This window comes from Rhizobium sp. CFBP 8752, assembly GCF_014842035.1.
Lineage (GTDB): Bacteria > Pseudomonadota > Alphaproteobacteria > Rhizobiales > Rhizobiaceae > Neorhizobium > Neorhizobium soli.
In genome coordinates, this window is record NZ_JACYUZ010000001.1 from 279,553 (window position 1) to 297,343 (window position 17,791).

18 protein-coding genes are annotated in these 17,791 nt (G+C 61.1%); 10 read left to right on the forward strand and 8 right to left on the reverse strand.

What is annotated here, in order from left to right:
• Positions 1 to 48: 48 nt before the first annotated feature.
• Genes IFT59_RS01300 through IFT59_RS01310 form a run of 3 tightly spaced genes read right to left on the reverse strand, consistent with a single transcriptional unit; the run spans position 49 to position 1,719 of the window.
• Positions 49 to 621 carry a cob(I)yrinic acid a,c-diamide adenosyltransferase gene (locus IFT59_RS01300; RefSeq protein ID WP_062581802.1) on the reverse strand — a complete coding sequence of 191 codons (573 nt, stop codon included), beginning with the start codon at positions 619 to 621 and terminating at the stop codon, positions 49 to 51.
• Between the two features lie 32 nt (positions 622 to 653).
• Positions 654 to 857, reverse strand: coding sequence for a twin transmembrane helix small protein (locus tag IFT59_RS01305; protein ID WP_062461700.1), 204 nt, complete (start codon positions 855 to 857; stop codon positions 654 to 656).
• Between the two features lie 28 nt (positions 858 to 885).
• Entirely contained in the window at positions 886 to 1,719 is an 834-nt protein-coding gene (locus tag IFT59_RS01310; RefSeq protein ID WP_192085787.1) for an SDR family oxidoreductase, read from the reverse strand.
• A 100-nt stretch (positions 1,720 to 1,819) separates the two neighbouring features.
• On the opposite strand from IFT59_RS01310, the gene IFT59_RS01315 reads away from it, so the two are divergent.
• Entirely contained in the window at positions 1,820 to 2,809 is a 990-nt protein-coding gene (locus IFT59_RS01315; protein ID WP_192085789.1) for a YihY/virulence factor BrkB family protein, read from the forward strand.
• On the opposite strand, the gene gluQRS is transcribed toward IFT59_RS01315, so the two are convergent.
• Positions 2,732 to 3,631 (reverse strand): tRNA glutamyl-Q(34) synthetase GluQRS, encoded by a 900-nt coding sequence (gluQRS, locus tag IFT59_RS01320; RefSeq protein WP_192085791.1) that lies wholly within the window; start codon positions 3,629 to 3,631, stop codon positions 2,732 to 2,734. The genes IFT59_RS01315 and gluQRS overlap by 78 nt on opposite strands.
• A gap of 33 nt (positions 3,632 to 3,664) precedes the next feature.
• Between gluQRS and IFT59_RS01325 the strand changes: the two genes are divergently transcribed.
• Both IFT59_RS01325 and IFT59_RS01330 read left to right on the forward strand, forming a co-directional pair.
• Positions 3,665 to 4,318 carry a DNA-3-methyladenine glycosylase family protein gene (locus tag IFT59_RS01325; protein ID WP_192085793.1) on the forward strand — a complete coding sequence of 218 codons (654 nt, stop codon included), beginning with the start codon at positions 3,665 to 3,667 and terminating at the stop codon, positions 4,316 to 4,318.
• Between the two features lie 101 nt (positions 4,319 to 4,419).
• Positions 4,420 to 4,977, forward strand: coding sequence for an HNH endonuclease (locus tag IFT59_RS01330; RefSeq protein WP_062581810.1), 558 nt, complete (start codon positions 4,420 to 4,422; stop codon positions 4,975 to 4,977).
• A 10-nt stretch (positions 4,978 to 4,987) separates the two neighbouring features.
• Here IFT59_RS01330 and IFT59_RS01335 read toward each other — a convergent pair whose 3' ends face one another.
• A complete protein-coding gene (locus IFT59_RS01335) occupies positions 4,988 to 5,497 on the reverse strand; it encodes a disulfide bond formation protein B (RefSeq protein WP_062583038.1) in 510 nt (169 codons plus the stop codon).
• A 219-nt stretch (positions 5,498 to 5,716) separates the two neighbouring features.
• Here IFT59_RS01335 and IFT59_RS01340 point away from each other — a divergent pair, with 219 nt between their 5' ends.
• Positions 5,717 to 6,466 carry an SDR family oxidoreductase gene (locus IFT59_RS01340; RefSeq protein ID WP_192085795.1) on the forward strand — a complete coding sequence of 250 codons (750 nt, stop codon included), beginning with the start codon at positions 5,717 to 5,719 and terminating at the stop codon, positions 6,464 to 6,466.
• Positions 6,467 to 6,505: 39 nt separating this feature from the next.
• Here IFT59_RS01340 and IFT59_RS01345 read toward each other — a convergent pair whose 3' ends face one another.
• Positions 6,506 to 6,940 carry a winged helix-turn-helix transcriptional regulator gene (locus tag IFT59_RS01345; protein WP_192085797.1) on the reverse strand — a complete coding sequence of 145 codons (435 nt, stop codon included), beginning with the start codon at positions 6,938 to 6,940 and terminating at the stop codon, positions 6,506 to 6,508.
• 153 nt (positions 6,941 to 7,093) lie between these two features.
• Here IFT59_RS01345 and ligD point away from each other — a divergent pair, with 153 nt between their 5' ends.
• Complete coding sequence (gene ligD, locus IFT59_RS01350) at positions 7,094 to 9,778, forward strand: DNA ligase D (RefSeq protein ID WP_192085799.1); 2,685 nt, start codon at positions 7,094 to 7,096, stop codon at positions 9,776 to 9,778.
• A 366-nt stretch (positions 9,779 to 10,144) separates the two neighbouring features.
• On the opposite strand, the gene ku (IFT59_RS01355) is transcribed toward ligD, so the two are convergent.
• Positions 10,145 to 10,951, reverse strand: a complete 807-nt coding sequence (gene ku, locus IFT59_RS01355) for a non-homologous end joining protein Ku (RefSeq protein WP_192085805.1) — start codon at positions 10,949 to 10,951, stop codon at positions 10,145 to 10,147.
• 14 nt (positions 10,952 to 10,965) lie between these two features.
• The gene (ku, locus tag IFT59_RS01360; RefSeq protein ID WP_092659426.1) at positions 10,966 to 11,883 is read right to left on the reverse strand and encodes a non-homologous end joining protein Ku; all 918 of its coding nucleotides are present in this window, start codon (positions 11,881 to 11,883) and stop codon (positions 10,966 to 10,968) included.
• 218 nt (positions 11,884 to 12,101) lie between these two features.
• Between ku (IFT59_RS01360) and coxB the strand changes: the two genes are divergently transcribed.
• From coxB to IFT59_RS01385, 5 genes are read left to right on the forward strand one after another with little or no spacing between them, the layout of a single operon-like run.
• Positions 12,102 to 13,169: a cytochrome c oxidase subunit II gene (gene coxB / locus IFT59_RS01365; RefSeq protein ID WP_192085807.1), complete on the forward strand. Its 1,068-nt coding sequence runs from the start codon at positions 12,102 to 12,104 to the stop codon at positions 13,167 to 13,169.
• On the forward strand, positions 13,166 to 15,682 hold the full coding sequence (gene ctaD, locus IFT59_RS01370) for a cytochrome c oxidase subunit I (RefSeq protein WP_192085809.1): 2,517 nt from the start codon (positions 13,166 to 13,168) through the stop codon (positions 15,680 to 15,682). The genes coxB and ctaD overlap by 4 nt, the downstream gene beginning before the upstream one ends.
• Positions 15,679 to 16,062, forward strand: a complete 384-nt coding sequence (locus IFT59_RS01375; RefSeq protein ID WP_062461668.1) for a hypothetical protein — start codon at positions 15,679 to 15,681, stop codon at positions 16,060 to 16,062. Before ctaD ends, IFT59_RS01375 begins: the two co-directional genes overlap by 4 nt.
• The gene (locus IFT59_RS01380) at positions 16,059 to 16,700 is read left to right on the forward strand and encodes a cytochrome c oxidase assembly protein (protein ID WP_192085811.1); all 642 of its coding nucleotides are present in this window, start codon (positions 16,059 to 16,061) and stop codon (positions 16,698 to 16,700) included. Before IFT59_RS01375 ends, IFT59_RS01380 begins: the two co-directional genes overlap by 4 nt.
• A complete protein-coding gene (locus IFT59_RS01385) occupies positions 16,697 to 17,749 on the forward strand; it encodes a c-type cytochrome (RefSeq protein ID WP_249407451.1) in 1,053 nt (350 codons plus the stop codon). Before IFT59_RS01380 ends, IFT59_RS01385 begins: the two co-directional genes overlap by 4 nt.
• Positions 17,750 to 17,791 lie beyond the last annotated feature (42 nt).

The following is a 17,791-nucleotide window of genomic DNA, read 5'->3' on the forward strand; positions in this document are numbered from 1 at the left end:
GCGTCGCTTCCTCTCCTCCCGTCCGTCGCGCCTTGGTCGCGCTTTCGCCTAGCGGTTCTTGCCGGGCACCCACAGAATGTCGGTCCTGCCATTCTCGTTGGCGACGCGCGCCGCGACAAACAGGAAATCCGACAGGCGGTTGATATATTTCAGCGCAGCCGGGCCGATCGCCTCATGCCGCGAAAGCTCGACCATCAGCCGTTCGGCACGCCGCGACACGGTGCGGGCGAGATGCAGATAGGCGGATGCCGGCGAACCACCGGGCAGCACGAAGGATTTCAGCGGTTCGAGATAGGTGTTCAGCGCGTCGATCTCGGTTTCGAGACGTGTCGCCTGCGCTTCGATGATCCGCAGAGGCTCGTATTCGGGCTTTTCGCCGGTGTCTGGAGTTGCTAGATCGGCACCGAGATCGAACAGGTCGTTCTGGATGCGAAACAGCATTTGGTCGACTTCCGCCATCCCGTTCGTATGAAGCCGCGCCATGCCGATCGTCGAGTTGACCTCGTCGACCGTGCCATAGGCCTCGACCCTGATGTCGTGCTTGTCGCGTCGCGGGCCGGATACCAGTGCGGTGGTGCCGTCGTCGCCGGTGCGCGTGTAGATCTTGTTGAGCTTGACCATGAAGACTGTAATTTCCTTAGTTCGGCATTTGCCTAGCTAGGCCGGCCGCCGCCGGTCAGCCAGAGCGTGAACATGATGAGGATGACGGCTACGGCCTGCAGTAGCAGACGCAGTTGCATCAGCTTGTTCGACCGGTTGGCATCGGTGCCCTTCACCATGTTGAACAGGCCCTTGATCAAAACGAGCACGACTAGGCCGATGACGATCACGGTCAGAACGGTGGTAAAGGTGGCCATCAAGATTTTGCTTTCCGCTTGCGGGCGATCAGTCGATCCGTTGCATCAATTTGTAGAAGAGTGCTGCCGGCAGGATGCGTTTCAGAAACGCGCCCTGCTTGGCCGGCTTCGTCACCAGATAATGTGGCTTCGGGTTGTCGGCGGTCAAGGCATGGTTCAGTACCTTATGAACGGCATCTGGCCCGAGCTTGTGGCGGTTGACCGGCCCGCTCCCGTCCAGGCGCTGCAATTGCCGCTTGTACTGTGCGGCATGCGGTGAATTGACGAGGTCGATATGCTCCTTGACCTTGGCGAGCGCGTTGGCCGTAAACTGCGTGTCGATCGGTCCGGGCTCGATCAGGCTCACATGGATGCCGCTTCCGTAAAGCTCCATCCGCATCGTCACGGTCAGACCTTCCAGCGCGAATTTCGAGGCGGTGTAGGCGCCTCGGTAGCGATAGGGAACGATGCCGAGAATGGAGGAGCAGTTGACGATGCGTCCATGACCCTGTCGCCGCATGACAGGGATGATGCGGGTCGTCAGGTCATGCCAGCCGAACAGATTGGTCTCGAACTGGATCCTGAGCACGTCGGTCGAAAGGTCTTCCACAGCACCTGGCTGGCCATAGGCGCCGTTGTTGAAGAGCGCATCAATGCGGCCGCCGGTGCGGGCGAGAACGGTGTCGACCAACGCCGCGATCGTTTCAGGCTTGGTGTAGTCCATCACCAGGGCTTCGATGCCGGCCTCATCCAGCGCTGCCAGATCGGCCTCTTTGCGCACGGTCGCGAACACCCGCCATCCCTCGGATTTCAGCGCGCGGGCACAATGAGCGCCGATCCCTGAGGAACAGCCTGTCACGATAATCGTTCTTCCGTCTGTCATGCCGATTGCATACCGTTAAGGTCTCTCTGTACAAGTTGCCGCCTACCTTCCATATTTTGTCATAAGCCTCAACTCATCCTCCACCGAAGCCCTCAGGGAGATGCCGCCTTTGGAAGAAAACTCCCCGGTCAGGTGGCCGAGACTGGCGTTCAAGGTGCTCTGGGATGCCTATTGGCATTTCTCGGAGGATGATGGGTGGGCCATGGCGAGCCACGTGGCGCTGTCGGGCCTTCTGGCGCTGTTCCCCTTCCTGATCTTCGGCACGGCACTTGCCGGCTTCCTCGGTGCAGGCGGGTTTTCGCAAACGACAGTACATCTCCTGTTCGATACATGGCCGGCCGATGTTGCCGATCCGATCGCGTCTGAACTGCAGCGGGTGCTGGAGATTCCGCGCGGCGGGTTGCTGACCGTATCGGTGCTGGCGGCTGCATACTTTGCGTCGAACGGCGTCGAGGCGCTGCGCATCTCGCTCAACCGCGCCTACCGGGTCACCGAAACGCGACCCTGGTATGTGACGCGCCTTGCCAGTCTCGGCTATGTCATCCTGGCGGTGGTGATCTTTGCGGTCATCAGCATTCTTCTGCTGGCGGTCCCCGTCGCATCGCGGTTTGCCCAGACCCGTTTCCCCTGGCTGATCAGCGATCTCAACGCCGCTGCCAACTGGGGTCTCGTCGGCACGGCGTTTCTCCTGATGATCGGCCTGCTCGGGTCGCACAAATACCTTCCGGCGGGAGATCGCCGGCTGATCGACATCATGCCGGGCGTGGCGCTGACGGTGCTTCTGTGGACATGCTTTGGGTTCGGTTTCGCGGCCTATCTTTCGACCTTCGCCAATTACGCAGCGACCTATGCGGGTCTGGCGTCGATCATGATCGTGCTGATCTTCCTTTATATGGTGGGCGTGATCTTCATGCTGGGAGCGGAGTTCAATGCGGCGCTGATGAAGTACCGGATCTATTCGGTCTTCTCCCGAGTCCGGAAAGAGCGTCGCCGCCGTGGCGATGCTTCGGCTCTAGCCCTTAAGGCCGAGGAGGCGGCGAATGTCGAGCGGGCTGAGGCCCGCGTCGCGCAGAGCCGCAAGCCCGGTTGATCCCTCGCTTTTCGAGAGCTTCCGGCGGTCCGTGCCAAGAATGAGCCGGTGATGGTGGTAGAGCGGCTGCGGCAGACCGAGCAGATCCTGCAGAAGCCGGTGAACCGAGGTTGCGTGATAGAGATCCATGCCGCGCACCACGTGGGTAATGCCCTGCGCCGCGTCGTCGACGGTGACGGAGAGATGGTAGCTCGAGGGGGCATCGGAGCGCGACAGGACGACATCGCCCCAGGCTGCCGGATCCGCCGGGACTAGCCATTCGGCGCCGTCGCTTATCTCCCGCCATGTCAAAGCGTCCGAAACTCTCGCCAGCGCCTTGTCCATGTCGAGCCGCCAGCTGTGGCGGATGCCGCTTTCGATCCGCGTCTTTCGTTTGGTCTCGCTCAGGTGCCGGTCATGATCGGGATAGAGCGGTGACCCATCCGGGTCGCGCGGCCATGTCGCGCCATCGGCCTCGAAATCTGCGACCCTTGCCTTCACCTCGCCGCGCGTCATGAAGGCCGGATAGACGAGCCCCATCTCCATCAATTCAGCAAGTGCCTGGCGGTAGGTCTCGAAATGCTCGGACTGGCGGCGCGGCGGTTCTTCCCAGGAAAGGCCAAGCCAGTGAAGGTCGCGGTAGATGGCGTCCTCGTAGTTAGGCGTCGAGCGAGCAAGGTCGATATCCTCGATCCGCAGCAGGAAGCGGCCATTTATGTCCCGGGCCATGTCGTGGTTGAGGATGGCCGACAGCGCGTGCCCGAGATGCAGCAGTCCGTTCGGGCTTGGCGCGAAACGCAGGATTGGTCTATCAGGATTGGTGGCGATTTGGGCGGCTGGCATGCCTCCTTGTGCCATGATTTGTGATGCGCAACCATGGAGAAAACCGTGCGGATCATCCGCGATCGATCGGATATCAATGAGGGGCTCGCCGAACTGGTGATCGCCGATCCGCGACTTGCACCCATCATCGAGGTGTCCGGCGAACTGCCACTGCGGCTCATCGAGCCGGGTTTTGCCGGCCTTGCTTCCATCATCGTCTCGCAAGTGGTTTCGCGGGCGAGCGCCGACGCGATCTGGAAGCGCATGGCAGCTGTTGGTGCCACCGAAGCTGAAGCTTTTGCAGCGCTTGATCCCGAGGTGGTGGCGAGCTTCGGTCTATCGCGGGCCAAGGCTGCGACGCTGATGCATCTTGCGACGGCGATTGCGGAGAAGGGCTTCGACCTCGATGCAATCGGAGGCTTGGAGGCGTCCGAGGCGACACGGCAGTTGATCGCACTGCCCGGTATCGGTCCCTGGACGGCAGAGTGCTACATGATGTTTTCCGCGGGCCATGCGGATTTCTTCCCCGCTGGCGACGTGGCGCTGCAGGCAGCGGTTGCCGATGGGCTTGGCATGGAAGCACGCCCGACAGAAAAGCAGCTCGCCGCCATCGCGCTCATCTGGCGTCCGTGGCGCTCGGTCGCGACGAGGCTTTTCTGGTCCTATTACGGGGTGAGGACCAAGCGTGACGTCTCGCCGATTTTGTGAAGTTTGAGTGACGGAGCCGCCTGTATTTAAAGGGCTTCACAATCCTGTAACAACGGTCCTAATATAGAGGTGATAGATGCCGAATCCGTTAGGAGCGTCATTTGACGATTGCAGTCTCCCCGCAGGCCTTACCGGCGCTCGTGTTGAACGCTGACTATCGGCCACTGAGCTATTATCCCTTGTCGTTGTGGTCCTGGCAGGACGCGATCAAGGCGGTTTTCCTCGACCGTGTGAACATCATTGCCGAATATGAGCATTCGGTGTGTTCGCCCAGCTTCTCGATGAAACTGCCAAGCGTCGTCAGCCTGAAGACCTATATCCAGCCGACCCGCAACCCCGCCTTTACCCGCTTCAACGTGTTCCTTCGCGACAAGTTCGAGTGCCAGTATTGCGGCGATCATGACGATCTGACCTTCGATCACGTGATCCCGCGGGCCCATGGCGGCGAAACAACCTGGCAGAATGTCGTGGCGGCGTGTTCGCCCTGCAATTTGCGCAAGGGCAGCAAGCTGCCCAAGCAGGCCGGCATGTTCCCGCACCAGAAGCCTTATGCGCCGACCGTGCAGGACCTGCATAACAACGGCCGGCTGTTTCCGCCCAACTATCTGCACGAAAGCTGGATGGATTATCTTTACTGGGATTCCGAGCTGCAGCCGTAAGAGTTACGGCTTACGCTGCCTTCTTAGCGCCGATGAAGGCGATGGCCGCGAGGATGACGCTGGCGATCACGTTCCAGCCTGCAAAGGAAAGACCGAGCACGCGGAGTGCTGCTTCCGTGCAGGATGGTCCGTGCACCGTGTTGAGGTCGGAGAGAAGGCTGCCGGCATTGGTGGTGACGCCCGCGCCGCCGCCGCAGCTTGCGGGACCTTCCCAGAAAGCCCATTCGACGCCCGCGTGATAAACGCCCATGCCGGCGCCAACCAGCATCATCAGGCCGACAAGGATCAGAAGCGTGCGGCCGATCCAGGCGGGCATGCCGAAGGCGAGGGCGCCCATGGCAAGAATGCCGACCGGGATTGCGTAGTAATAGGGTTCGCGCTGCAGCAGGCACATCGCGCAGGGAATATAGCCGCCGAGATACTGGAAGCCAAGGGCCGTGCCGACGGTTGCCGCCATGCCGAGCGTGACGATGACCGCATGGCCGAGACCCTTGCGGGCATGGGTGGTGGAAGCTGTCAGCGCCATCGGCTTATCCTTGTATTCCCGACGAGATTTCGGGCGAAGCTGTAAATCAGAACCGGTCATCCTGTAAACCGTGTGCCCCTTGTCAGGCAGGCCGTGTGCGGCACATTGCCGTGATGGCCCCATCCGATTTCCCATTTCTTACGAAAAGGTGCCTTCTTACTAAAAGTTACTATGGATGATATTGAAGCGCATCAGCAGCATTGGAGAATGCAAATGGATTTCACGAAAGCAACAATCCTGATCACCGGCGGCAATTCCGGCATCGGCCGCGGTCTCGCCATCGCCCTTTCCGAACGCGGCGCGAAGGTGATCGTTACGGGGCGCAACGAGGCGAGTCTGAATGAAACGCTGAAGGACAATCCGGCGCTGTCCGGATATCAGCTCGATGTGACGGACAAGGACAGTCTCAACGAGTTTGCCGCATCGGTCGTGAGGGATCATCCGGATCTCAACGTCGTCATCCACAATGCCGGCATCATGGAGCGCGAGAACGTGCTCGCTGATGTCTATGACGTCGATGTGGCCGAGCGCACCATCACCACCAACCTTCTCGCGCCGATCTGGCTGACCTCGGCCCTGCTTCCGCATTTGCGTCAGAAGCCCGAAGCGGCGATCGTCACCGTCTCCTCCGGCCTCGCCTTCGTGCCGCGCACCGATTCCATGACCTACAGCGCCACCAAGGCGGCTATTCACTCGTGGACGACAAGCTTGCGGCACGAATTGCGCAGCACCAAGATTGCCGTGGTGGAGCTTGCGCCGCCGCAGGTGGCGACGGAGCTGACACCCGGTCAGTCGAAATTCGCGACGGCCATGCCGCTGGCTGATTTCGTGTCCGAGTCCGTCGGTCTGCTCTGCGCTGATCCAACGCCGTCAGAAGTCATGGTTCAGCGGGTGATGCGGCAGCGCACGGCCGAAGCCACGGGCAATTTCGACCAGGTGTTTGCGATGATCAACCCGAGCTGACGGCGGCAATCTCTGGAGGCGCCGGTATCGTCGGCGCCTTCATTCTTCGTCGTCGAATGCTGTCCTCGCCTTTGCCACCGCATCGTGGTTCTCGACTGCCCAGATCCACACATTGCAAAAGGCTGCCCCCAGTGTGAGGCCGAGCGGCGAAAGGCTGTATTCCACCTTGGGCGGCACGCAGGCATAGGTCTTGCGGATGACCAGACCGTCGCGTTCCATGCGCCGGAGCGTCTGGGTCAGCATTTTCTGGCTGATGCCGGTAACGCGGCGGGCGAGGTCGGAAAACCTTAAAACACCTTCGTCCCACAGCGTATCGAGGATGACCACCGTCCACTTGTCGGCGAAGCCCGAGATCATCTGGCGGACGAGGTCTTCCACCTTGGGATCGACATTGTCAGGATAATCGCGGGCCTTGTAGCTCTCTGCCCGCGCCACGTCGTCGGCCGTGAAGACCGGCTTCTGCTGGATGCTCATGGTGGCGTTTTCCTTGGGCTCGAACCTTGAGTGTGTTTGTATCGAAAAGAGAGTTAGGCAGCAAGACGAGCGCCTTCGATCCATCCACCGTGCGTTGTGGAACTATTGCGCCGGTGGGACATTCGGACTCCCTAGCCGTGCCGGGAGCGTTCCATGTCCGATACTCTTTCAACCTACCGCAGCAAGCGTGATTTCAAGAAGACCAAGGAGCCGAGCGGCGCCGCTGAAGTGCGGCCGTCCAAGCGCGGCCGCTTCGTCATTCAGAAGCACGATGCGACGCGGTTGCATTACGATCTGCGGCTGGAAATGGATGGCGTGTTCAAGTCCTGGGCGGTCACCCGCGGTCCCTCCCTCGATCCTCAGGACAAGCGCCTTGCCGTCGAGGTCGAGGACCATCCGCTCGACTATGGCGACTTCGAAGGCACCATTCCGAAAGGCGAGTATGGCGGCGGTACTGTCATGCTCTGGGATCGGGGATATTGGGAAGTCGACGGCGCGCTTTCACTCGAGAAGGCGCTCGCCAAGGGCGATTTCAAGTTCATTCTGGATGGCGAAAGGCTGCAGGGCGGTTTCGTGCTGGTGCGCATGAAAAAGGACCGCGATGGCGGCAAGCGCACCAACTGGCTGCTGATCAAGCATCACGACGATCACTCGGTCGACAAGGACGGCGATGCCATCCTGAAGGAGACCGAAACCTCGGTCGCTTCCGGTCGCGACATGGCGACCATTGCTGCGGGCAAGGGGCGCAAGCCGAAGCCTTTCATGCTGACCAGCAGCGCGGTCGATGCGGATGCGGTGTGGGACAGCAGCGAAGGACTGGCGGCTGAAGAACGGCGCGGCAAGGCCAAGGACAAGGGCGCAGATAAGGGTAAGAGTGCAGATAAGGCCAAGCCTGCTTCGGTAAAGATGCCGGATTTCATCGCACCGCAGCTCTGCCAGATCCGCGACCGTCCACCATCGGCAGAAGGCTGGCTGCATGAGATCAAGTTCGATGGATATCGGGTTCAGATGCGCGTGCAGGATGGCAAGATCATCTTGAGAACCCGCAAGGGGCTCGACTGGACGGAGCGGTTTTCGCAGATCGCCGAAGATGCTGCGGTCCTGCCAGATACGGTCATCGACGGGGAGATCTGCGCGCTCGATCATGACGGTGCGCCAGATTTCGCCGCGCTGCAGGCAGCACTTTCCGAGGACAAGACAGACGACCTCGTCTATTTCGCCTTCGATCTCCTCTTCCACGAGGGCCAAGACCTGCGCGACATGCCGCTCGATGAGCGCAAATCGAGACTTTCGCAGTTGATTGCCGAGGCGGAAGCGGGCGCCCGGATCCGCTATGTCGACCATTTCGAAACCGGTGGCGATGCGGTTCTGCGTTCCGCCTGCCGTCTCTCGCTCGAAGGCATCGTCTCGAAACAGGCGGACGCGCCGTACCGGTCGGGGCGAAGCGACACCTGGGTCAAGGCCAAGTGCCGGGCCGGCCACGAAGTGGTGATCGGCGGCTATGCGACAACCGAAGGCAAGTTCCGCTCGCTTCTCGCCGGGGTCTATCGCGACAACCATTTCGTCTATGTCGGACGCGTCGGAACCGGTTTTGGTGCGGGCAGGGCTGCGGATCTGATGTCCAAGCTCGAACCACTTTCAGCCGAGAAAAGTCCGTTTACCGGTATCGGAGCGCCGAAGAAGACCAAGGACATGCATTGGGTGAAACCGGAGCTGGTTGCCGAGATCCAGTTCGCGGGCTGGACCAATGATGGTCAGGTGCGCCAGGCGGCATTCAAGGGCCTGCGCGAAGACAAGCCGGCTGATGAAGTTGAGGCGGAAAAGCCGGCTTCACCGGATCAGGAGACGCCGCAGCCAAAGGCGGAAAAGACCGCCAGCGCTGCAAAGACGACGAAGGTGCCGCGCGGCAGGGGCGGCAAGGCGGAAGTGATGGGCGTGATGCTCTCCAATCCCGACAAGCCGCTCTGGCCAAGCGATGCGCAGAACGGCGATACGCCTGTTACCAAGGAGGATCTCGGCCGTTACTACGAATCGGTCGCGGGCTGGATGATAGAGCACATCAAGGGTCGGCCCTGCTCGGTCATCCGCGCGCCAGACGGGATCGGCGGCGAGCAGTTCTTCCAGCGACATGCCATGCAGGGCACGTCGAACCTCCTGGAGCTGGTCAAGGTCCATGGCGACAAGAAGGCCTATCTGCAGGTCGATCGCATCGAGGGACTGGCGGCGCTGGCGCAGGTCGGATCGCTTGAGCTGCACCCGTGGAACTGCCAGCCGAACAAGCCCGAGGTTCCGGGCCGGCTTGTTTTCGACCTCGACCCGGCTCCCGATGTCGCCTTCCCAAGGGTGGTCGAAGCCGCGCGGGAAATCCGCGATCGGCTCGACGAACTGGGGCTGATGAGCTTTTGCAAGACGACAGGCGGCAAGGGCTTGCATGTGGTCGTGCCGCTGAAGACGGGCGGCCGCAAGGAACTGACTTGGGATGAAGCGAAGGATTTTGCGCACCGGGTTTCGAACCTGATGGCGCAGGACGATCCCGACCTCTACCTCACCAAGATGTCGAAGAAGCTGCGTGAAGGCCGCATCTTCATCGACTACCTCCGCAACGACCGCATGGCGACGGCCGTCGCGCCGCTTTCGCCGCGTGCGCGCGAGGGTGCGACGGTGTCCATGCCGCTCACCTGGACCCAGGTCAAAGCCGACCTCGACCCGCAACGCTTCACCATTCATACGGTGCCGGCGCTGATTGCGAAAAGCGAAGCGTGGAAAGACTATTGCGACGCCGAGCGGCCGCTTGCAGAGGCGATCAAGCGATTGAAGAAGGTTGAGGCTCGAGGCTGAGTGGTGAGGACAGTAGGCCGGCGTTCGGCCTACTCACGCAGCTGACAATGCTGTTATTGAACAACTCTACAGTCAATTGGAAAAGTGAGCCTAGTCCCAAACGCCCCTCATCCTCGCCCTTGTGGCGTGGATCCAGTCAGCTCAAGTCCTTGAGCTGACAAGAGCCTTCGACCCGACAGGCGTCGTGTAGCTGGATCCCCGCCACAAGGGTGAGGATGAGGGAAGTGGGGCGTCGCTCTCGTCAAGCAACGCGCGGCTGGGGGACTTTCAAGGCCTGCGCGACCGAGGTATCGCCTGCATCCTGAGCAGTAGCTTCTTCAGTGGTTGTCAGCAGCCTGAGGCCACCGTTCCCCAAAAGCCGTTAGCCTACTTGCTTTTCCGCTTGTCGGCCGCCAGCGAGCGTTTCAGCGCATCCATGATGTCGATGACGTTGCTGGGCTTCTCCGAGTCTTCCTGTTCGGCTTTCTTTGCTGTCGGCCGGCGCTGTTTCTTTTTCGACTTGATGATGTCGAGCAGATTGTCCTGCACCGGATCGGTCACGAATTTCGCGTCCCAGGGGCGGGTCTGCTGTTTGATCAGCTTGCGGATCAGCGGCAGTGTCTCTTTCTCGGGCTCGGCCTTGTCCAGTCCGTCAAAATAGTCCTTGGCTTCGCGCACCTCGTCGCCGAAGCGCAGCGTCCAGAGAACGATGCCCTTGCCGCGGGGCTCGATCATCACGGCCCGTTCGCGCCGGCCGAGCACCAGTCGCGAAATGCCGACCATCTCCTGGCTGTCCATCGCGGCACGGATCACCGAGAATGCCTCTTCGCTGACCTTCTCGTTGGGGGTCAGGTAATACGGTGTATCGAGCCAGATCCAGTCGATGTCGGAACGCGGCGTGAAGGTCGAGATATCGATCGTCTTGGTGCTTTCGAGCGCGACATTGTCGAGCTCCTCGTCTTCTAGCATCACGTAGTCGTCTTCGCCTCGCTGATAGCCTTTGACTTCATCGTCATCGCGCACGGGCTTGCCGGTCACCGAATCCACGTAGTGGCTCTGCACCCGGTTGCCGGTTTCGCGGTTAAGCGTGTGGAAGCGCACCTTCTCGCTTTCCGAGGTCGCCGGTGTCATCTCGACGGAGCAGGTGACGAGCGAAAGCTTCAGATAGCCTTTCCAGTAGGGACGTATCGCCATGGCTGTCGTTTCCCTTAACCGGCCTTGCGGCGCGTGCTTGTCGAGGATGATGGTGCGGATTTGGCAGTCTTGCGTGGCGTCTTGTTGGTGTTGGCGGATTTCGGCTTGGCGGGCGCCTTGGTCTTTGCCTTCGGCTTGTCCGTTGATCCGGACTTGCCGCCCATGCCAGCGCTTTCACGCAGGGCCTGCAGAAGATCGGATGGCTTGGAGGCTGTCGGGGCCTTCCGCTTCGGGATCTTCTTGCCCTCGAGCTTCGCCTTCACCAGTTCGGCCAGCGCTTCTTCATACCGGTCGTCGAACTTGGTCGGGTCGTAGCTACCCTTCTTGGTGCCGATGATATGGGAGGCGAGTTCGAGCATCTCCTTGTCGATCTTGACCTCTGTCACGTCTTCGAAGGCCTTGTCCGTCGAGCGGACCTCGTAATCGAAATTGAGCGTGGTGCCGATCAGCCCGTCGCCGTGGGGACGGATCAGCACGGTGCGCAGCCGCCGGAAAAGCACGGTGCTGGCGATCGCTGCGACGCCCGCCTCCTTCATGCCGTCGCGCAGAAGCGCAAAGGCTTCCTCGCCGAGCTTTTGGGGCGCGAGATAATAGGGCTTGTCGAAATAGATGTCGTCGATTTCCGAGCATGGAATGAACGCGTCGATATCGAGTGTCTTGTCGCTCTCGGGGATAGCGGCGGCGATTTCCTCGGGTTCCAGCACCACGTATTTGCCGCTGCCGGTCTCGTAGCCCTTCACCTGGTCGTCGTGCTCGACGGGGTCACCTGTCTCGCTGTCCACAAACTCGCGGCGCACGCGATTTCCGGTCTTGCGATTGAGGATGTTGAAGCTGATCCGGTCCGACGATGAAACCGCCGTATAGAGCGCGACGGGGCAACTCACCTCGCCGAACTTGATATGACCTTTCCAGTTGGCACGTGGTGCACTCATATCGGCCTGCTCCCTTGCTTGACGGCGGGATCGTCAACGAAGCTGACGTAACGGAGCCAGAGGGCGATAGTTCCTTTTCGCGAGCGGTTGTCATGAAGTTCGATGCGACGCGGCCCTTAACGCTTATCGTTTCCACAGGGCAAAAAATTTTCGTTTGGGCTGGGAACAAAATTCGAAGTCGTGCATTGCGCCTGTTCGAGCCGGGGGTGAAGAGCAGAATGAACGATGACCGCGTGACCGGCGACAGCCGGCCAACCCGATCTCAAACCTATTTCGACGATGTCATCGTCCGCGCCCTTCTGCCTGCGGCGAAAGCGATCCTCTCCCTAATTCTCCTCTGTCCGCTGATGGTTTCCTGCTCCGGCGTGCAGTCGGTGCTTGATCCTGCGGGACGGGAAGCCGCGGGTGTCGCGACACTGTTCTTCGCAATGCTGATCGGCGGCGTCGTGATCTGGGTCGGCGTCGTGGCGGTTCTGTTTTATGCGGCGCGCAAGAAGAACGCCCATTCCGAAGCGGGGGCGGGGCGGTTGATCCTCTGGGGCGGCGCCGTAATGCCCTGCATCATTCTCGGCGCGCTTTTATCCTACGCCATGTGGCTGATGCCCAATGTCCGTCCGTTTTTCTCAGGCGGCGGTGAGGGGCTGCGGCAGATCGATGTCACCGGCGAGCAGTACTGGTGGCGCGTCCGTTATCTCAATCCGGATGGATCGGTCGCCTTCGAGACCGCCAATGAGATCCGCATGCCGGTCGGCGAGCGGGTCGCGTTTCAGCTGACCTCACCCGATGTCATCCATTCGTTCTGGATCCCGGTGCTCGGCGGCAAGATGGACATGATCCCTGGTCGTCGCAACGTGCTGACGCTGGAGGGTGACAAGCCCGGCTCCTATCGCGGTGTCTGCGCCGAATTCTGCGGCACCTCGCATGCGCTGATGGGCTTTACCGTGGAGGTGATGGAAAAGCCGGCCTATGACGCCTGGCTCGCCTCCCGCCGCAGCGCTTCCGGTGGCGGCGATGCCGAGGGACTGGCGCTGTTTCTGAAACACGGCTGTTCCGCCTGCCATGCGATTTCCGGCACCGAGGCGCGCGGCGTCATCGGCCCGGATCTGACTGCATTCGGCGAACGCGGTTCGGTCGGGGCCGGAACGCTTGGCAATTCGACCGCCGATATCGCCCGCTTCCTGCGCGATCCCGCCGGCATCAAGCCCGGCGTGCGGATGCCGCATTACAACATGTTGCCTGAAGCCGAAACCGATCGCATTGCACAGTATCTGAAGGGGCTTCGATGAGCGTTGAACTCGGAAATTTCTCGCCCGAGGAGCGCGCCGCCCAGGAAAAGAGGCTGCGCGATACCTGGGAAACGCCAAAGGGCTGGCGCTACTGGACCTCGGTCAACAACAGCGAGATCGGGCTTTGGTATGGCGTCACGGCATTCGTCTTCATGCTGTTTGCCGGCGTTCTCGGGCTGCTGATCCGGCTGCAGCTGGTCGTTCCCAACAACGATTTCATGTCGGCCGAGCTGTTCAACCAGGTCTTCACCCTGCATGGCACGGTCATGATGTTCCTGTTCGCGGTGCCGATCTTCGAGGCGATCGCGATCTTTCTTCTGCCGTCCATGCTTGGCGCGCGCGAACTGCCGTTTCCGCGGCTATCGGCCTTCGGCTACTGGAGCTTTCTGCTCGGCGGCATCTTCGTCTGCGGCTCTATCTTCTTCAACGCGGCGCCGAATGCCGGCTGGTTCATGTATCCGCCGCTTGCCACCGACAAGGAATATGCAGGCATCGGCGCCGACATCTGGCTGCTTGGCCTCTCCTTCATCGAGGTCGCATCGATTGCCGCGGCTGTCGAGATCATCGTCGGCATCATGAAATGCCGCGCGCCCGGCATGCGCATCAACATGATGCCGATGTTTGCCTGGTATCTCCTGATCGTCGCGGGCATGATCCTGTTTGCCTTCCCGCCGCTGATTGCCGGCGACATCCTGTTCGAGATGGAGCGGATGTTCAACTGGCCGTTCTTCGATCCATCGCGCGGCGGCGATCCCTTGCTCTGGCAGCACCTGTTCTGGATCTTCGGGCATCCGGAAGTCTACATCGTCTTCCTGCCGGCCATCGCGTTGATGGCGATGATCGTGCCGACGTTTTCGCAGCGTCCGATCGTCGGCTATTCCTGGATCGTGCTGGCGGCGGTCGGCACGGGTTTCCTGAGTTTCGGGCTGTGGGTCCACCACATGTTCGCGACCGGCCTGCCGCAGATTTCGCTCGCCTTCTTCTCGGCGGCATCGGAAGCGGTGGCGATCCCGACCGGGGTGCAGATCTTCGTGTTCATCGCCACCATGCTTGCGGGCCGGGTGATCTTTTCCGTGCCGATGCTGTTTGGCGCAGGCGGGCTCATCATCTTCGTAATCGGCGGGCTGACCGGCGTCATGGTGGCGCTCGTTCCGTTCGACTGGCAGGCGCATGACACCTATTTCATCGTGGCGCACCTGCATTACGTGCTGATCGGCGGCATGTTCTTCCCGATCGTCGCCGGCATCTACTATTACTTCCCTTTCGTGACCGGCAAAAAGCTGTCGGATAGCTGGGGCAAGGTGTCGTTCTGGCTGATGTTTACAGGCTTCAACACCGCGTTCTTCCCGATGCATTTTTCCGGGCTGCGGGGCATGCCGCGGCGCGTCTTCACCTACCCGGAAGAATTCGGCTGGGATATTTTCAACCTCGTCTCGACCATCGGCGCCTTCATCTTTGCAGCCGGTGTCGCCACCTTCGTGATCGACATCTTCCGCCCGAAACCCAAGCCGGCAGAGCGCAATCTCAACCCGTGGAATTCCGGCACGCTGGAATGGACCAACGATCCGGATGAGAGCTGGGGCATGCGCTCCGTCCCAATCATCACCAGCCGCTACCCGCTGTGGGATCAGCCCAACCTGCAGGCTGACATCGAGGCCGGCCGGTTCTATCTGCCGGACGCAAAATCCGGCCGGCGTGAGACGCTGGTTACGTCGGTGCTGGATGCAAAGCCGATCCAGTGTCTGCGCGTCGGCGGCGTGTCCTATGTCACCATCATCGCCGCGCTGGCGCTCGGCGGCGTGTTCATCGCGCTCACCTTCCACTGGTGGATCCCCACCATCATCTGCGCCATCATCACCTTTATCGCAATCATCTACTGGCTGTGGACGGGCACGGCACAGATTCCGGAGGCGGCTGAAACCGATGTCGGGCTGGGCCTCAGCCTGCCGGTCTATGTTTCAGGCCCCGCGTCCGTCGGATGGTGGGCGATGTTCATCACTATGGTCGGTGACGGTACCGCCTTTGCCAGCCTGATCTTCGGCTATTTCTTCTACTGGACGGTGCATGACGATTATACCGGCGTCAGTGCCGGGCCCGGCGTGTTCTGGCCGATGGTGGCACTACTGCTTTATCTAGCGGCCTGGGGCCTGACGATGCTGGCCCGGCAGCTGAACGAGAAGGGCCCAACGGGTTGCCGCTTTGCCCTCGTTGCAGCCGCAGCCGTTACCATCGCCGCCTCGCTTGCCGGTCTCGCCGGTCCATATCTTACCGGCATGGACCCGACTTCCAACGTCTATCCGGCCACCGTCTGGGTGATTGCCCTCTGGACCGTCATCCACGGCGTGGTCGGCGTCGTGATGCAGCTCTACTGCCTTGCCCGCAGCCTCACGGGCAACATGACCGGCGAATACGATCAGGATATCCGCAACGTCACGCTCTACTGGCATTTCATGGCGTTTACCGCTGTCGTCACATTTGGCGTGCTCGGTCTCTTTCCGCTGGTGGCATCATGAAGAGCGTTATCCCCCGCGAGGTCGAAACTCTCTGGACCCTGTTTACGGCGCCAGTGGTTTGGGCGCTGCATTTCATCATCTGCTATGCGACGGTCGCGGTTTTCTGCGCCAAGCGTCTGCCGGCGTCGTTCAGCTTCGATACGGTCCGGATCGTGCTTGTCGTCGTGACACTCGCCGCCCTCGCGATGATCGTGCTTTCGGCCTATCTCGCCTGGCGCCAGTGGGGGTTCGGTGCCAAGGACGCGCCGCATGACGAACCGACGCGCTCGTCGCGCACGCTGTTCCAAGGGTTTGCAACGCTGCTTCTGTCGGGCCTGAGCTTCGTGTCGGTCGTCTATGCGGCCATTCCGCTGATCTTCATTGCGGAGTGCCAGCCATGAAACGTCTTGCGCTGATCGCGGGGGCGCTGGTCCTCGGTCTGCTCTGGTTAGGCATCCTGCCGTTTTCCGATCGCGGCTCGTTCTCGGTGCATATGGTCGCCCATATGGGTGTCGTTGCCATCGCGTCGCCGCTGATCGCGTTTGGCATTTCCGGAAGCCGCTTCGATTTCACGGCCGGTCATCTCTGGCTCACACCGATGCTCGCCTCGGTACTCGAACTGTTTGCCGTCTGGGGTTGGCATATTCCGGCCATGCGGTCACTTTCGGAAGGTTCGGTGCCGTTCGCCGCGCTCGAGCAATTGGTGTTTCTCACCGCCGGGCTGACCCTGTGGCTCACCTGTCTCGGCGGTGCGGCATCGGGACGCGAGGCGCGTCGACTTGCCGGCACGTTCGGCCTCTTGTTTACCTCGATGCATATGACGCTGCTCGGCGCGCTCCTGTCGCTTTCGCCGCGGCCGCTATACGGGGCGGGCGAGGTGAGCTGTTTCGGTATACCACTCACCGCACTCGCCGATCAGCAGACAGGCGGTGTGGTGATGCTGCTGGTCGGTGCTATCGTCTATCTTGCAGGCGGCGTGGCGCTGCTCGCCGGCATGCTGAGGCATGATCCGGCTCCTGAGCTTGAGGGGAACGCATGATGACGATCCGCTGGAAGCATCTGATCATTCTTGCCATCCTTGCGCCGATCCTCGGCTTCGGCGTCGCCTGGTCGGGCCTGATCAGCGTGCGCGCCTCGTCGGGACACTGGGCAGCGACCGACTGGTTCCTGCATTGGGTGATGCGCAATTCGGTCAGCACCGCGTCGATGTCAGTTGATCCGCCACCGCTCGACAATCCGGCTTTGGTGCCGGCCGCTGCCGGCCATTTCGAAAGCGGATGCGCTACCTGTCACGGGTCGCCGGCGCAGGGCCGGTCCGATGCCGTGCTGTCGATGCTGCCGCCTCCGCCGGATCTGAAAGTAGTCGTGCCGACCTGGACCGACGCGCAGCTGTTCGAGATCGTCAAGCACGGCGTTCGCTTTACCGGCATGCCGGCCTGGCCGGTGCAGACCCGCGACGACGAAGTCTGGGCGATGGTAGCGTTTCTGCGGAAACTGCCCGAGATGGACGGCAAGGCCTATATCGCCGCATCAGGGCTGCACGGCATGGGAACCGCCGGCGAAGTGTCGCCGCTGCCGATCACCTGCGAAAGCTGCCATGCGGAGGCAAAGCTCAACGATGGCAGCATAATCCCTAGGCTGGCGGGGCAGTCGGAAACCTATCTGCTGGAAAGCCTCAAGGCCTATCACGAAAACCGGCGGCCGAGCGGTATCATGGGTGTCGCAGTCGGGACGCTCCCGGAAGAAAGCCTGCCGGAACTGGCGCGCTACTATGCCGGTCAGCAAAGTCCGAAACGCGATCTGCAGCCGAAGGACCAGGCGCTTGTGGAAAGAGGCCGCGAGCTTGCCGAGAAGGGACGGTCAGCGGACAAAATTCCCGTCTGTCTCAGCTGTCATGACAAGGATGGTGCGAACCCGGGATATCCGAAATTGTCGGGGCAGAATGCCGCCTATCTGAAGCAGCAGCTCGATCTGTTTCGAGGCGATGTTCGTGGCGGCACGTCGTCGAGCCATCTGATGGTGAATGCTGCGAAATATCTTCAGGATGACGATATCGACGCGCTGTCGGCTTTCTTCAGCCAGCGCTGAAGCCTGAAAGAGATCGGCCGGGCGCAACGGGTGTTGCGTCCG

Excerpts from the sequence above, each read along its gene's own strand:
- IFT59_RS01300 (WP_062581802.1), bottom strand. The coding sequence starts at position 621 with ATGGTCAAGCTCAACAAGATCTACACGCGCACCGGCGACGACGGCACC.
- IFT59_RS01305 (WP_062461700.1), bottom strand. The coding sequence starts at position 857 with ATGGCCACCTTTACCACCGTTCTGACCGTGATCGTCATCGGCCTAGTC.
- IFT59_RS01310 (WP_192085787.1), bottom strand. The coding sequence starts at position 1,719 with ATGACAGACGGAAGAACGATTATCGTGACAGGCTGTTCCTCAGGGATC.
- IFT59_RS01315 (WP_192085789.1), top strand. The coding sequence starts at position 1,820 with ATGCCGCCTTTGGAAGAAAACTCCCCGGTCAGGTGGCCGAGACTGGCG.
- gluQRS (WP_192085791.1), bottom strand. The coding sequence starts at position 3,631 with ATGCCAGCCGCCCAAATCGCCACCAATCCTGATAGACCAATCCTGCGT.
- IFT59_RS01325 (WP_192085793.1), top strand. The coding sequence starts at position 3,665 with ATGGAGAAAACCGTGCGGATCATCCGCGATCGATCGGATATCAATGAG.
- IFT59_RS01340 (WP_192085795.1), top strand. The coding sequence starts at position 5,717 with ATGGATTTCACGAAAGCAACAATCCTGATCACCGGCGGCAATTCCGGC.
- IFT59_RS01345 (WP_192085797.1), bottom strand. The coding sequence starts at position 6,940 with ATGAGCATCCAGCAGAAGCCGGTCTTCACGGCCGACGACGTGGCGCGG.
- ligD (WP_192085799.1), top strand. The coding sequence starts at position 7,094 with ATGTCCGATACTCTTTCAACCTACCGCAGCAAGCGTGATTTCAAGAAG.
- ku (WP_192085805.1), bottom strand. The coding sequence starts at position 10,951 with ATGGCGATACGTCCCTACTGGAAAGGCTATCTGAAGCTTTCGCTCGTC.
- ku (WP_092659426.1), bottom strand. The coding sequence starts at position 11,883 with ATGAGTGCACCACGTGCCAACTGGAAAGGTCATATCAAGTTCGGCGAG.
- coxB (WP_192085807.1), top strand. The coding sequence starts at position 12,102 with ATGAACGATGACCGCGTGACCGGCGACAGCCGGCCAACCCGATCTCAA.
- ctaD (WP_192085809.1), top strand. The coding sequence starts at position 13,166 with ATGAGCGTTGAACTCGGAAATTTCTCGCCCGAGGAGCGCGCCGCCCAG.
- IFT59_RS01375 (WP_062461668.1), top strand. The coding sequence starts at position 15,679 with ATGAAGAGCGTTATCCCCCGCGAGGTCGAAACTCTCTGGACCCTGTTT.
- IFT59_RS01380 (WP_192085811.1), top strand. The coding sequence starts at position 16,059 with ATGAAACGTCTTGCGCTGATCGCGGGGGCGCTGGTCCTCGGTCTGCTC.
- IFT59_RS01385 (WP_249407451.1), top strand. The coding sequence starts at position 16,697 with ATGATGACGATCCGCTGGAAGCATCTGATCATTCTTGCCATCCTTGCG.